A 13,407-nucleotide genomic window follows, 5' to 3' on the forward strand; every position below is an offset into this window, starting at 1 on the left:
CGCGGTACTACTTTAGCAAACTCTCCGCGAACGCAAAATCGGGCGCGCACTCAGTAGCCGGAGCCCGGGTCGACGCGGCCGACGAACGGCCCGCCGGCGGCACAGGCGGCCACGTTGGCGCGCACGCGCTCGGCCAGGAGCGGCGCGGTGATCTCGGGGGTGTCCGCGCTGTGGGGCGTGATCAGGCACCGGGGCTCGCTCCAGAGCGGATGCCCGTCCGGCAGCGGCTCGGGGTCCGTCACGTCGAGCGCGGCGCCCGCGAGACGGCCTTCGGCGAGGGCCGCGACGAGCGCGTCCGTGTCGACGAGGCTCCCCCGGGCGACGTTGACGAGCACGGCGTGGGCGGGGAGCCGCGCGAGCAGACCCGCGTCGACCATCCGCTCCGTGCCCGCGGTGGCGGCGGCGGCAAGGACCAGCACGTCGGCGTCCGACGCGGCCTCGGCGAGCCGCGACGCCGGCAGGGTGCGGGCCGCGCCCTCCACCGGCTCGTCTCCGCGGCGGACGATCGTCACCCGGCAGTCGAAGACGGCGAGCAGCCGCAGGAGCTCGCGAGCGATCCCTCCTGCTCCGACGATCACCACGGAGGCGCGGTGCAGCGTGACCGCCTTCTTCGGCCCCCACGACGCGGCGCGCGCCCGCTCCGGCAGCGAGCGCAGGAGGGCGAGCACCAGCGCGAGCGCGTGCTCCGCCACCGGCTCCGCGTAGGCGCCCTTGGCGCTGGTCCAGACCACGTCCGCGCGAGACGCGGCGAGCACGGGCGCGAAGACGTCGACGCCGGCCCAGGGCAGCTGCACCCAGCGGATCGACGGGTGCTCCTCCAGCACAGCGGCCAGCTCGTCCGTGCGGCCGTAGGACAGCCAGAGCAGCGCGTCCGGACCCCCGTCGAGTCCGACGACCACTCCACCGCCCGACTCGACCGCCTCGGCGAACACCGGCTTCGGCCGCGGGAGCACCGCGACGCGCGGGACGGTCACTGGTCGGCCGCCTCGACGCGCTGCGCTCGGGAGGCGTCGAAGCGCTCGTACTCGGCGAAGGCCGCTCCGAGCTCGCGCACGTAGGGGTGCCGGGCCTCGATCAGAACCTCCAGCAGCGGCCCGTACGCGACGACCTCGCCGCCGACCAGCACTGCGATCCGGTCGGTCGCCCGGCTCAGCACATCGATGTCGTGGCTGACCACGACGGCGGCGAAGCCCTCCCGGCGCCGCAGGTCGGCGAGGAGGTCCACGATCGACTCGCGCACCGTCGCGTCGATGCCCGAGGTCGGCTCGTCGGCGATCAGCACCTTCGGCCCGAGCACGAGCGAGCGGGCCACGGCCACGCGCTGGCGCTGGCCGCTGGAGAGCTCGTAGGGGTAGCGGTCGAGCAGGAACAGCGGCAGGTGCACGGAGTCGAGCAGCGTCGCCACCCGCACCGCCGCGGCCTTCGGGTCGTAGTGGCGGTCGCGGAGGAAGATCGGCTCGGCGATCAGCTCCGAGACGGTCAGCTCGGGGCGGAGGGCCGCTCCGGCGTCCTGCGCGAGATGCGCGACGTCGACGGTGAAGCGCTTGAGCTCGCGGGCGGGGAGCGAGCGGAGGCGGTGCCCCGCGACCGTCGCGTCCCCTCCGATGATCACCGGACGCGTGCGGCCGCCGTCGTGCCCCAGGCCGTCGCCGCCGAGCACGCGCGCGAGCGTGGACTTGCCCGAGCCGCTGCCGCCGAGGATCCCGAGCACCTCCCCCGGCTCCACGCGGAGGCTCACTCCCCGCAGCGCCGTCCACCGGCGGCTGATGCCGCGCGGCGGGTACTCGACGCTGAGGTCGTCGACGACGATGGGGGCCTGATCCTCGGCGGTCCGGCTCACGCCCGGCGCTCCGCCTCGACGATGCTGCGCAGGAGCTCGCGCCTCGAGGCCTGCTCGACCGGGTCGGGCACGGGCAGAGAGGCGAGCAGGCGCTGCGTGTAGGGGTGCTTCGGCGCGGCGAGCACCTCGGCCCCCGTCCCCTCCTCGACCAGCTCGCCGCGGTAGAGCACCGCGATGCGGTCGGCGAGCAGGTCGACCACGGCGAGGTCGTGGCTGATGAACAGGGAGGCGAAGCCGAACTCGCGCTGCAGCTCGGCGAACAGCTCGAGCACGCGGGCCTGCACCGACACGTCGAGCGCCGAGGTGGGCTCGTCGGCGATCAGCAGCTTCGGCTCGAGGGCCAGGGCCCGGGCGAGGCTGGCGCGCTGGCGCTGGCCGCCGGAGAGCTCGTGCGGGTAGCGGTCGCCGTAGGAGCGGGGCAGCTGCACCGCCTCCAGGAGCTCGTCGACGCGCGAGCGCGCCCCGGCGGCGTCGCCGGCCCGTCCGTGCACGATCAGCGGCTCGGCCACGCACTCCGCGATGGTGAGCAGCGGGTTGAAGCTCGACGCCGGGTCCTGGAACACGAAGCCGATGTCGCCGCGGACCGGCCGGAAGGCGCGCTCGCGGATGCCGCGCATCTCCTTGCCGAGGACCTTCAGCGACCCGCCGGTCACCGGCGTCAGGCCCGCGATGGCGCGCCCGATGGTGGTCTTGCCCGAGCCGCTCTCGCCGACGAGGCCGAGCACCTCGCCCGCGCGGATGCGCAGCGAGACGCCGTCGACCGCGACGAAGCCGGGACGGCCGAGCCGGCCGGGGTACTGGATCCGCAGGCCCTCGGCGGCGACGAGCGTCTCGGCCTCGGGGGCCCCGGCGCGCTCAACGGCGCGGACGCGGGCGCGCTCGACGCCCTGGCCCACGTGCGGGACGGCGGCGAGGAGCTTCCTCGTGTACTCGGCCTTCGGCGCCGAGAACAGCTCGGAGACCGTCGCCTCCTCGACCAGCTCGCCCTGGTACATCACGGCGACGCGGTCGGCCAGATCGGCGACGACGCCCATGTTGTGGGTGATCAGCACGATCGAGGTGCCGAACTCGTCGCGGCAGCGGCGGAGCAGGTCGAGGATCTCGGCCTGCACGGTCACGTCGAGCGCGGTGGTCGGCTCGTCCGCGACGATCAGACCGGGATCCAGGACCAGCGCCATCGCGATGACCACGCGCTGCTTCTGGCCGCCCGAGAACTGGTGCGGGTAGTAGTCGACCCGCTTCTCCGGCTCCGGGATGCCGACGGTGCGCAGGACGTCGATCGCGCGCTTGCGCGCCTCCTTCTTCGAGACGGAGCCGTGAGCGCGCAGTCCCTCCGCGATCTGCCAGCCCACCGTGAAGACCGGGTTGAGGGCGGTGCCCGGCTCCTGGAAGACCATGGCGACGTCGGTGCCGCGCAGCTCCCGGAGGCGGGCCTTCGGCACGGAGACGACATCGGTCGCCGCGCTGCCGTCCTTCTTCGAGAGCAGGACCACTCCGGAGGCGGTGGCCGTCTCGGGCAGGAGGCCGAGGATGGTCTTCGCGGTCACGGTCTTGCCGCTGCCGGACTCTCCGACGATCGCCAGGACCTCGCCGCGCTCGACGCGCAGGCTCACCCCGGCGACGGCGCGGACGGCGCCGCGGTCGCTCGCGAAGGCGACCTCGAGGTCGGTGATGTCCACGATCGGACGCGCTGAGGCGTCCCGGACGATGCGCTGGTCGCTCATCGCGTCTCCTCCACTCCGGCGACGGGGTCGTGCCCCGGCGTCTCCAGGCCGTCGGCGGCGAGGACGCCGCCCGGCACGACGGACGTCGCGGCGACGTCGCCGGCACCGGCGGCCACCGCGCGCCGACCGCGCAGGCGCGGGTCGGCGAGGTCGTTCAGGCTCTCGCCCACGAGGGTGATGCCCAGCACCACGAGCACGATAGCCAGGCCCGGGAAGACCGAGGTCCACCAGATGCCGCTCGTGACGTCCGACAGCGCCTTGTTGAGGTCGTAGCCCCACTCCGCGGCCGACGTCGGCTCGATGCCGAAGCCGAGGAAGCCCAGGCCGGCGAGGGTCAGGATCGCCTCGGAGGAGTTCAGCGTGAAGATCAGCGGCAGCGTGCGCGTCGCGTTCCGCAGGACGTGGCGGAACATGATCCGCGGCGTCGACGCTCCGATGACCTTCGCCGACTCGACGAAGGCGTCGCCCTTGATCCGCACTGTCTCGGCCCGGATCACGCGGAAGTACTGCGGGATGTAGACCACGGTGATCGAGACCGCCGCGGCGAAGATGCCGGCCCAGAGGTTCGACTGCCCGCCGGAGATGACGATCGACATCACGATCGCCAGCAGCAGGGTCGGGAACGCGTAGATCGCGTCGCAGATCACGACGAGCACGCGGTCGAGCCAGCCGCCGAGGTAGCCGGAGACGAGGCCGAGGAAGACGCCGAGGAAGATCGACAGGACCACGGCGACGACGATCACGAGGAACGCGGTCTGCGCTCCCCAGATCACTCGCGAGAGGACGTCGTAGCCGCCGACGGTGGTGCCGAGCAGGTGCTCCGCGCTCGGCGGCTCCTGCGCGCCGAACGACTCGCCGCCCGAGCGCAGCTGCGAGTAGCCGTAGGGCGCGATCAGGGGCGCGAACAGGGCCACCAGCAGGAACGCGCCGGTGATGATCAGGCCGGTGACGAGCATTCCCCGCTGGAGGCCGACGCTCTGCCGGAGCTGGTGGACGACCGGCAGGCGGTCGACGAGGCGGCGGCGCGGACGCGCCGGGGAGGTGGTGCTCATGCTCAGTACCTCACTCGCGGGTCGATGAGCGCCGCGATGACGTCGACGATGAAGTTGGTCAGCGCCACGATGACGGCGAGCAGGGCGACGATGCCCTGCACGGCCACGAAGTCGCGGGCCTGGAGGTACTCGGCGAGCTGGAAGCCGAGGCCCTTCCACTCGAAGGTGGTCTCGGTGAGGACGGCGCCGCCGAGCAGCAGGGCTATCTGCAGGCCGATCACGGTGATGATCGGGATGAGCGCCGGCCGGTAGGCGTGGGTGCGGACGAGCCGGAACTCGCTGACGCCGCGCGAGCGCGCCGCGTCCACGTAATCGGTGCCGAGCGTGCCGATCACGTTGGTGCGCACCAGGCGCAGGAAGATGCCCGCGGTGAGCAGGCCCAGCGCGACGGCGGGGAGCACCGCGTGAGAGAGCACGTCCGAGATCGCGGCCGGGTCGCCGGTCTGGATCGCGTCGATCAGATAGATGCCGGTCTTGTTCTCGAGGAACTGGAGCGAGAGCTCGGTGCTCGTCGAGGCGCGCCCGGCGACGGGGAACCACTTCAGCCAGACGGAGAACACCAGCTTCAGCAGCAGGCCCGCGAAGAACACCGGGGTCGCGTAGCAGAGGATCGCGAAGATGCGCAGCACCGCGTCGGGCGTGCGGTCGCGGTGGTAGGCGGCGAGCATCCCGAGCGGGATGCCGACCAGGAACGCCACGATCAGGGCGTAGAAGGCGAGCTCGACCGTCGCAGCGCCGTAGGTGAGGAGCACCTCGGTGACGGGGCGGTTGTCGCTCAGGGTGGTGCCGAAGTCGCCGGTCAGCAGTTTGCCGAGGTACTCGAGGTACTGCACGATCAGCGGCCGGTCGTAGCCGGCGGCGGCTACGCGCTCGGCGAGCTGGTCCGCGGTCAGGCGGCCGCCGAGGGCCGCCGTGATCGGGTCGCCCGTGGAGCGCATGAGGAGGAACACCAGCGTCACGAGGATGAAGACGGTGGGGATGATGAGCAGGAAGCGGACGAGCAGGTAGCGCCCGAGTCCGCCCCCGGAGCCGCGCGGTCGCCGGGTGGGCGCCGTCGCCGCAGCCGTCGTGGCTGTCGTCACGTGATGCCTTTCGTGGAGAACGGCCGGCGCCTCCTGTCGGGGAGGCGCCGGCCGCGAGGGGGGTGGATCAGCCCTTGCTGAGTGCCGCGTAGCGGAACTTGAACGAGGCGTCGAGGGTGTCCTCGGCTCCGCTCACGGTGCTGCCGACGACCGCGACCTGCGAGCCCTGCAGGTAGGGGACGGTCGAGAGCTGCGCCGCGACCTTCTCCTGGATCTGCTCGATCAGCGCGGTGCGCGCGTCGGCGTCGGTGGTCGAGACCTGCTGCGCGATCAGGCTCTGCACCTCGGCGTCGTCGAAGTGGTTGGCGAGGAAGTTCTCCTTGATGAAGAACGGCGAGAGGTAGTTGTCGGCGTCGGAGTAGTCGGGGAACCAGCCGAGCTGGTACGCCGGGTAGACGTCGCTCGAGCGGTCCTTCGAGTACTGCACCCACTCCGTGGTCTGCAGGTTCACGGTGAAGAGGCCGGTCGACTCCAGCTGGTCCTTGATCAGCGCGTACTCGTCGCCCGAGGACGGACCGTAGTGGTCGTTCGAGTACTGCAGGTTCAGGGTGACCGGAGCGGTGACGCCGGCGGCCTCGAGGGTCGCCTTCGCCTTGTCGGCGTCGGGCGCGCCGTTGCCGTCGCCGTAGAGCGACTTGAGCGGCTCGACCGCGCCGGTCAGGCCGGCGGGGACGTAGGAGTAGAGGGGGGTGTAGGTGCCCTTGTAGACCTGGTCGGCGATCTCGTCGCGGTCGATCAGGTCAGCGACGGCCTGGCGCACGGCGAGGGCCTTGGCGCTGTCGGCCTCGCCGGTCGTCGCGCCGAAGGGCTGGGTGTCGAAGTTGAAGACGATGTAGCGGATCTCGCCGCCGGGGCCGTCCACGACCTTGACCGTGTCGTTGCCGCGGAGGTCGTCGATGTCCGTCGCCGAGAGGCTGCGGAACGCGACGTCGATGTTCCCCTCCTGGATGTCCAGCTTGAGGTTGGACGAGTCCGCGTAGTACTTGACGTTGACGGTGTCCGTCTTCGCCTCGCCGAGAACGCCCTGGTAGTCCGGGTACGCCTTGTACTGGATGAGGTTGTTCACGTCGTAGTTCGCGATCGTGTACTGGCCGGCGAAGGCGTCGCCCGAGACGATGTCGGCGTCCGCGGTCAGCTCGTCGGCCGAGAAGACCTCCTCGTCCACGATCGGGCCGGCGGGGCTCGAGAGGATCTGCGGGAAGGTCTGGTCGTTCTCGGACTTCAGCGTGAAGACCACGGTCGTGTCGTCCGGAGCCGCGACGCTGTCGAGGTTCGCCAGGAGCGAGGACGGGCCGTTCTCGGCCGCGATGCCGACCTGGCGGTCGAAGGAGAACTTCACGTCGGAGGAGGTGAGGTCGTGGCCGTTGGCCCACTTCAGTCCCTCCTTCAGCTTCACGGTGTACTCCGTGGGAGCGGTGAACTCCGCCGACTCGGCGATGTCGGGCTCGACGTCCGGGCTGCCGTAGGGGGTGTTCATCAGGAACGGGAACACCTGGTTCATCACGGCGAACGAGCCGTTGTCGTAGGAGCCCGCGGGGTCGAGCGTCGTGATCTTGTCGGTGGTGCCGATGGTCAGGGCCCCTCCGGCGCTTCCGCCGGACGAGTCGTTCCCGCCGGCGGCGCAGCCCGTCAGCACGAGCGCGACCGCGGCGAAGCCTGCGGCGGCGGCCAGTGCACGGGTGCCGCGAGTGGATGCGGAATTCATCTCCGTCTGCCTCTTCCTGTCAAGGATGGGATGCGGGCGCGCTCCGGGCGCGCGGACTCTCGGCACACAGATCTCCTGTGGGCTGTGGCGTCACGACACTGGACGCCCGCATTGCTGTTCCTCATAGGTAACACAGTTGGAAGCGCTCTCCGAACCGGCACGGGCGTGCGGCCGATTTCTTCACACGACCGCAACACGCTCACTCCGTGCGCAGCGCCCGCTTCTCGCGCTCGAGCTCGACCAGGCGCACCTGCACCGCGCGCGCCATCACCGGATCGGCGGACGCGCGCTGGAGCGCCCCGCGCAGCTCGGCGATCTCGCGGAGCAGATCGCGCTCGATGAGCGAGATCGCCACGTCGCGGGAGTAGCGGGCGAGCCCCTCCTCGTCGGCGGCCGGGATCGGCGCCACCGCGAGCTGGCGCACCAGCGAGGCGAAGGGGCCGGGGACGTCGTCGGCGACGTGCTCGACCCAGTCGCGGTCCTCCGCCCGCTCGAGGTTCGCGACCACGGCGTCGCGGACCACGCGGAGGGTCTCGTTGGTGACCGCCGCGTGCGCCGCCCGGGCCAGGAGCTCCGGACCCATCGCCTGCGGAAGCTGGAGCATCGCCATCAGCGCCTCGCGCTCGATGCGCGTGACGACGTCGACGGGGAGGTCGGCGATGCGCGCGCCGAGGGGCGCCTCGGCCGCGGACGATTCGCCGCCGCCCCGCCCGCCCTGCTGGTCGCGGCCGTCGGGTCCGGAGGAGCGGGGCCGGGATCCGGCGGAGCGCACGGCGGAGTTGACCTCGGCCATGTCCAGGCCGAGCATCCGGGCGAGCTCGCGGGAGTAGCCGGGCCGCAGCGCCGGGTCGCGGATCTCGGCGACGACCGGGGCGGCCGCGCGCAGGGCCGCGATCCGGCCCTCGACCGTCTCGAGGTCGTAGCGGTCCAGCAGCTGCCGGATCACGAACTCGAACATCGGCTTCTTGTCGTCGATGAGGCGGCGGACGGCGTCGTCTCCGCGGTTCAGGCGGAGGTCGCAGGGGTCCAGGCCCTCGGGCGCGACGGCGACGAAGGTCTGCGCGGCGAAGCGGTGCTCCTCCTGGAACGCGCGCATCGCCGCCTTCTGGCCCGCCGCGTCGGGGTCGAAGGTGAAGACGACCTCGCCGACGCCGCTGTCGTCGCCCAGCACCCGGCGCAGCACCTTGATGTGGTCGACGCCGAAGGAGGTGCCGCAGGTGGCGACCGCGGTGGTGACGCCGGCGAGGTGGCAGGCCATGACGTCCGTGTAGCCCTCGACGACGACCACCCGGTGCCCGCGGGAGATGTCCCGCTTGGCGAGGTCGAGCCCGTAGAGCACCTGGGACTTGTGGTAGACGGGCGTCTCGGGGGTGTTGAGGTACTTGGGGCCCTTGTCCTCCTCGAGGAGGCGGCGGGCGCCGAAGCCGACGGTCTGGCCGGTCACGTCGCGGATCGGCCAGACGAGGCGGCCGCGGAAGCGGTCGTAGACGCCGCCGCGGTTGTTGCTGCTGACCAGGCCGGCCGTGGTCAGCTCCTCCTCCGAGAAGCCGCGGCGCTTGAGCGCGGTCGTGAGCCCGTCCCAGCCGTCGGGTGCGAAGCCGACGCCGAAGCGGTCGGCGGCGGCGCGGTCGAAGCCCCGCTCGCCGAGGAAGCGCCGACCGACGTCGGCGCCCGGGGTCGCGAGCTGCTCGCGGAAGTACTCCTCCGCGGCGTCGTTCGCGGCGAGGAGGCGCGCTCGCCCGCCGGTCTCGGGCGCGCGGCCGTCGCCGTCCTCGTACTGCAGCGGGAAGCCGATCCGCCCGGCGAGGCGCTCGACGGTCTCGCTGAACGAGCTGTGGTCCATCTTCATGACGAAGCTGTAGACGTCGCCCGACTCCTGGCAGCCGAAGCAGTGGTAGAAGCCGGCCTGCGGGCGGACGTGGAAGCTGGGGCTGCGCTCGTCGTGGAAGGGGCAGAGGCCCTTCAGCGAGCCGATGCCGGCCGACTTCAGCGTGACGTACTCGCCGATCACGTCGCCGATGTTCACCCGCGCCTTGACCTCCTCGACATCTGACTGTCGGATCCGAGGCATGGGGTCCATCGTATCGGCCGCCGGAGCCGCCGAGCCGGGGTGGGGAGAACTGCACCAGGGCGGCGCGGAACACCCCGGAGACCTGTGATCGGCCCCGCACCCCGAGATCAGGGTCATCCCTGATCCGCACCCGCCCGCCGTCTCCGAGAATCGACCCATGCCCCCTGCCGCCTCCAGCCCGCCTCTCCTGCGTGCTCTGCTCGTCGCCCTGCTCGGCGGTCTCGTCCTGGGCGGGCTCACCAGCCTGCTCCAGGGCTCGCTCCCGCCGTCGGTGAGCTCGTTCGCCAACTCCTCCGGGGGCTGGTCCATGCTCGTGTTCGCGCTCGTGCGCCTCGGCGGCGTCCGACCGGCAGCGGGGGCGGCGCTCGGCCTGCTGAGCTTCTGGGCGCTGCTCGAGGGCTACGACCTGGTGACCGCAGCGCGCGGCTTCGGCTACTCGCCTCCCTTCACGGACGTCTTCTGGCTGCTCGCCGTCCCCGCCGGGCCGATCCTGGGCGCCGCCGCCGCACTCACCCTCCACGGCTCGAGGACGTGGCGCGTCCTGGCCGTCGCGCCGCTCTCGGGCGTGCTGATCGGCGAGGGCGTCTGGGCGCTGGGCGCGGTCGCCGACACCACGAGTCCGGTGTACTGGTGGCTCCAGATCGTCCTGGGCGCGGGCTTCCTCGTCCTGGCCGTCGTGCGGAGGAGGCCGCGCGCACTCGTCTCGCTCGCGGCGCTCGGCGTCACCGCGGCGGCCGCCGTCGCCTTCTTCGTCGTCTACTCCGCGCTGTGAACCGTTCGAGAGGGTCGTCGCGGACCCTCCGCGCACTCGCGGCTTCCGCCCTCCTCCTGGCCCTCGCAGGGTGCACCACCACGGCGGACACCCCGGTCGCGCCGCCGTCGTCCGCCTCCGTGCCGCCGTCGGCCTCCTCCGCCACCCCTCCTCCGATCGACGTCTCCGCCGAGCTGGCCGCGCTCGAGAACGAGTTCGACGCCCGGATCGGCGTCAGCGCCGTCGACACCGGCTCGGGTCGCCGGGTCGATCACCGGGCCGACGAGCGCTTCGGCTTCGCCTCGAGCCTCAAAGCCCTCGCCGCGGCGGAGTTCCTGCGCACCGTCCCCGCCGCCGAGCGGGACGAGGTGGTCACCTGGACCGTGGCCGACGTCGAGGCGGCGGGCTACTCCCCCGTCACGGAGGAGAGCACCGCCACCGGCCTGCCGCTGTCGCAGCTCGCCGAGGCGGCCGTCCGCCGGAGCGACAACACAGCGCTGAATCTCGTCCTCCGGCGCCTCGGCGGACCCTCCGCCCTCGACCGTGGACTCGAGGCTCTCGGCGACACCACCACCGAGGTGGTGAACGAGGAGCCCGCTCTGAACACGATCGAGCCCGGCAGCATCGACGACACCACCACCCCGGCCGCGTTCACGGCGGACCTCGCCGCGGTCGCCACAGGTGACGTGCGGTCCGCGGAGGACCGGGCACTCCTGCTCGACTGGATGAGCGGCAACGCGACCGGCGACACTCTCGTCCGGGCGGGCGCTCCGGCCGGCTGGAGCGTCGCGGACAAGTCCGGGGGCGCCGGCGGGATCCGCAACGACGTCGCCGTGGTGACGCCTCCCGGGCGGGACGCGGTCGTGCTGTCGATCCTCTCGTCGCGCAACGACCCCGAGGCGGACTACGACGACGCGCTGGTCGCCCGCGCCGCGGCCGTCGTGCTGGGAGCCCTGCGGTAGCGTCCGCCCGGCGTCAGCAGTGCCGGTTCACGTAGCCCGGTGCGCCACGGGGGACGACGTCGCGGTCGCGGAGGGTGACCGAGATGCTCCGGCCCCGCGTTGCGCAGGCCTCGGAGTAGGCGGACCGGCCGTTGTCGGTGTACTCGATCTCGTAGACCTGGCGCCCGTAGACGTCCGTGTACGCCGCGCACTCGTCGTAGACCTGGCACTCCTCGACGACGGCGAAGTCGAAGCCGACCGTCCTCTTCCCGGCAGCGGCGAGATCGGCTCCGTTCTTCTGGCCGATCGCCAGGCCGGCGCGGTGAGCGCGCGCCGTCAGGAGGGTGGCGAACGCCTGCGCCTGCGACTTCGTCAGCCTCCCGCCCGAGCGGGTGTAGCTGTCCAGATTGTCGGCCTCGACGGCGTCGAAGCCGTCCTCGGCGCAGCCGTCGATCCAGGCGCCGACGATCGCGAGCAGAGCGGTCCGCTTCGCGGCGGTCGAGACGTCGAAGAGGTACTCGTCCGGCCAGCCCGGATCGGCGAGGGGCTTCCCGTCCGCTCGCCTCACCAGGAGCTCGGGGTGCCGCTTCGCGAAGGCGGCGCTCTCGCCGGGCTGGGTCTGGAAGGCGTTCACGTAGCAGATGCTGTAGCGGCCGGCGGCGGGCGCGTCCGTGCGGTCGCGGTCGACAATGGTGACGCTCGACGCCGTAGCGTAGGCGCCTCCCAGCTGGTAGTCGAGGACGCCGTTCGCGGGAGGGAGCAGCGGTGCCGCCGAGGCCGCGGCGGGCTGGATCAGCAGCAGCCCCGCGACGACCAGGGCGAGGAGGCCGAGACGGGGCCGACGCGGCCTCATCCGGGAGCTCCCGGCGTGCGCCCTGCGGCTCGCACGCCCGTGGCCGCCGGCAGCGCGTCGAGTGCGAGCTCGCCGATGACCGCGATGCGATCCGCCGGTGCTCCGTCGCGGGCCTGCGTCGACATCCCGCTGAGCACGGCGACGACGAAGGCGGCGACGGATCCGGCGTCCGTCTCCGGCGGCACGTCGCCCTCCTCGATCCCGCGCTCGACTCGTGCGGCGACGAGCGCCTCCATCTCGCGGCGACGGGCCTCGAGCCGCGGCTCGCTCAGCACGAAGCAGCCGGCAGGAGTGCCGGGCGCCGAGTACCCCTCCGCACTGACTCGGACGACGGCGGCGACGGCCTCGCGCGCCGTCGGCCGGTCGAGCAGCTCCTCGAGCACGGCGTTCGCGGTGCCGGCGTAGCAGGCCGCGGCGGCCTCGAAGAGCTCGTCCTTGTCGCCGAAGGCGGCGTAGAGGCTCGGGGCCGAGATGCCGATGTCCCGGGTGAGCACCGCGACCGTCGTCTCGTCGTAGCCGTCGCTCCAGAAGCGGTTCATCGCGGTCCGCAGCGCCGCTCCGCGATCGAAGCTCCTCGGTCGTCCTGCCATGCCCATCAATCTATAGCAGGCGCTACGGAATGTGCTAGCGTCCTCGCCACCCGTTCTTTATCGATCGCTACAGAAAGCGGACCCCATGCAGATCCACGATTCCACCGCCCTCGTCACCGGCGCCAACCGGGGCATCGGCGCCGAGTTCGTCCGGCAGCTCCGCGCCCGCGGCGCCCGCACCGTCTACGCCGCCGCCCGCGACGTCTCCTCGATCGCGGTGAGCGAGGGCGTCGTCCCCGTCGCGCTCGACGTGACGGACCCGGTGCGCATCGAGGAGCTGGCCGCCGAGCTCGGCGCCCTGCAGATCCTCGTCAACAATGCGGGCATCGCGCCGACCGTGCCCTTCCTCACCGGCGACATCGCCGAGATCCGCCGCACCGTCGAGACGAACGCCTTCGGACCGCTCCTGCTGACCCGCGCCTTCGCCGGCCACCTCCGTCGCACCGGCGGCGGCGGCGTGCTCAACGTGCTGTCCGTGTCGTCCTTCACGTCGTTCCCGGGCGCCGAGTCCTACTCGATGTCGAAGGCCGCGGCGTGGAGCGCGACCGACGGCCTCCGCCTCGCTCTGGCCGAGCAGGGCACCCAGGTCCTCGGGCTGCACATGGGGTTCGTCGACACCGACATGGCGTCCTGGACGGACGCGCCCAAGTCCTCGCCGGAGGCGATCGTGACCGCCGCCCTCGACGGCCTCGAGCGCGGCGACTCCGAGGTGCTCGCCGACGACATCGCCCGCAGCGTCAAGGCCGGCCTCGCTCTCGATCCCGCGGAGCGCTACGGGCAGCTGCTCGCCGGCTGATC

Annotated in this window: 12 protein-coding genes; 3 read left to right on the plus strand and 9 right to left on the minus strand. The window is 72.3% G+C overall.

The window, feature by feature from the left end:
* Window positions 1–50: 50 nt before the first annotated feature.
* The 7 genes from C5C10_RS07895 to dnaG form a co-directional block, all read right to left on the minus strand.
* The gene (locus C5C10_RS07895) at window positions 51–974 is read right to left on the minus strand and encodes an NAD(P)-dependent oxidoreductase (RefSeq protein ID WP_258060484.1); all 924 of its coding nucleotides are present in this window, start codon (window positions 972–974) and stop codon (window positions 51–53) included.
* Window positions 971–1,840, minus strand: coding sequence for an ATP-binding cassette domain-containing protein (locus C5C10_RS07900; protein ID WP_258060485.1), 870 nt, complete (start codon window positions 1,838–1,840; stop codon window positions 971–973). Before C5C10_RS07900 ends, C5C10_RS07895 begins: the two co-directional genes overlap by 4 nt.
* Entirely contained in the window at window positions 1,837–3,564 is a 1,728-nt protein-coding gene (locus C5C10_RS07905; protein WP_104328963.1) for an ABC transporter ATP-binding protein, read from the minus strand. The genes C5C10_RS07900 and C5C10_RS07905 overlap by 4 nt, the downstream gene beginning before the upstream one ends.
* A complete protein-coding gene (locus C5C10_RS07910; RefSeq protein ID WP_104226685.1) occupies window positions 3,561–4,616 on the minus strand; it encodes an ABC transporter permease in 1,056 nt (351 codons plus the stop codon). Before C5C10_RS07910 ends, C5C10_RS07905 begins: the two co-directional genes overlap by 4 nt.
* 2 nt (window positions 4,617–4,618) lie before the next feature.
* Window positions 4,619–5,698, minus strand: a complete 1,080-nt coding sequence (locus C5C10_RS07915; protein ID WP_104223444.1) for an ABC transporter permease — start codon at window positions 5,696–5,698, stop codon at window positions 4,619–4,621.
* Between the two features lie 67 nt (window positions 5,699–5,765).
* Window positions 5,766–7,403 carry an ABC transporter substrate-binding protein gene (locus C5C10_RS07920; protein WP_104223443.1) on the minus strand — a complete coding sequence of 546 codons (1,638 nt, stop codon included), beginning with the start codon at window positions 7,401–7,403 and terminating at the stop codon, window positions 5,766–5,768.
* A 199-nt stretch (window positions 7,404–7,602) separates the two neighbouring features.
* The gene (dnaG, locus tag C5C10_RS07925) at window positions 7,603–9,474 is read right to left on the minus strand and encodes a DNA primase (RefSeq protein ID WP_104328964.1); all 1,872 of its coding nucleotides are present in this window, start codon (window positions 9,472–9,474) and stop codon (window positions 7,603–7,605) included.
* Window positions 9,475–9,631: 157 nt separating this feature from the next.
* Between dnaG and C5C10_RS07930 the strand changes: the two genes are divergently transcribed.
* Together C5C10_RS07930 and bla are read left to right on the plus strand one after the other, a co-directional pair.
* Entirely contained in the window at window positions 9,632–10,246 is a 615-nt protein-coding gene (locus tag C5C10_RS07930; protein WP_181073417.1) for a DUF6518 family protein, read from the plus strand.
* Window positions 10,243–11,187 (plus strand): class A beta-lactamase, encoded by a 945-nt coding sequence (bla, locus tag C5C10_RS07935; protein ID WP_104328965.1) that lies wholly within the window; start codon window positions 10,243–10,245, stop codon window positions 11,185–11,187. Before C5C10_RS07930 ends, bla begins: the two co-directional genes overlap by 4 nt.
* A 13-nt stretch (window positions 11,188–11,200) precedes the next feature.
* Here the strand turns inward: bla and C5C10_RS07940 are convergent, their stop codons facing one another.
* Both C5C10_RS07940 and C5C10_RS07945 read right to left on the minus strand, forming a co-directional pair.
* Window positions 11,201–12,019: an endo alpha-1,4 polygalactosaminidase gene (locus C5C10_RS07940; RefSeq protein WP_104328966.1), complete on the minus strand. Its 819-nt coding sequence runs from the start codon at window positions 12,017–12,019 to the stop codon at window positions 11,201–11,203.
* Window positions 12,016–12,609: a TetR/AcrR family transcriptional regulator gene (locus C5C10_RS07945; RefSeq protein WP_104328979.1), complete on the minus strand. Its 594-nt coding sequence runs from the start codon at window positions 12,607–12,609 to the stop codon at window positions 12,016–12,018. Before C5C10_RS07945 ends, C5C10_RS07940 begins: the two co-directional genes overlap by 4 nt.
* A gap of 85 nt (window positions 12,610–12,694) precedes the next feature.
* Here C5C10_RS07945 and C5C10_RS07950 point away from each other — a divergent pair, with 85 nt between their 5' ends.
* Entirely contained in the window at window positions 12,695–13,405 is a 711-nt protein-coding gene (locus tag C5C10_RS07950; RefSeq protein WP_104328967.1) for an SDR family oxidoreductase, read from the plus strand.
* Window positions 13,406–13,407 lie beyond the last annotated feature (2 nt).

This window comes from Rathayibacter sp. AY1A3 (genome assembly GCF_002930975.1).
Taxonomy (GTDB): domain Bacteria; phylum Actinomycetota; class Actinomycetes; order Actinomycetales; family Microbacteriaceae; genus Rathayibacter.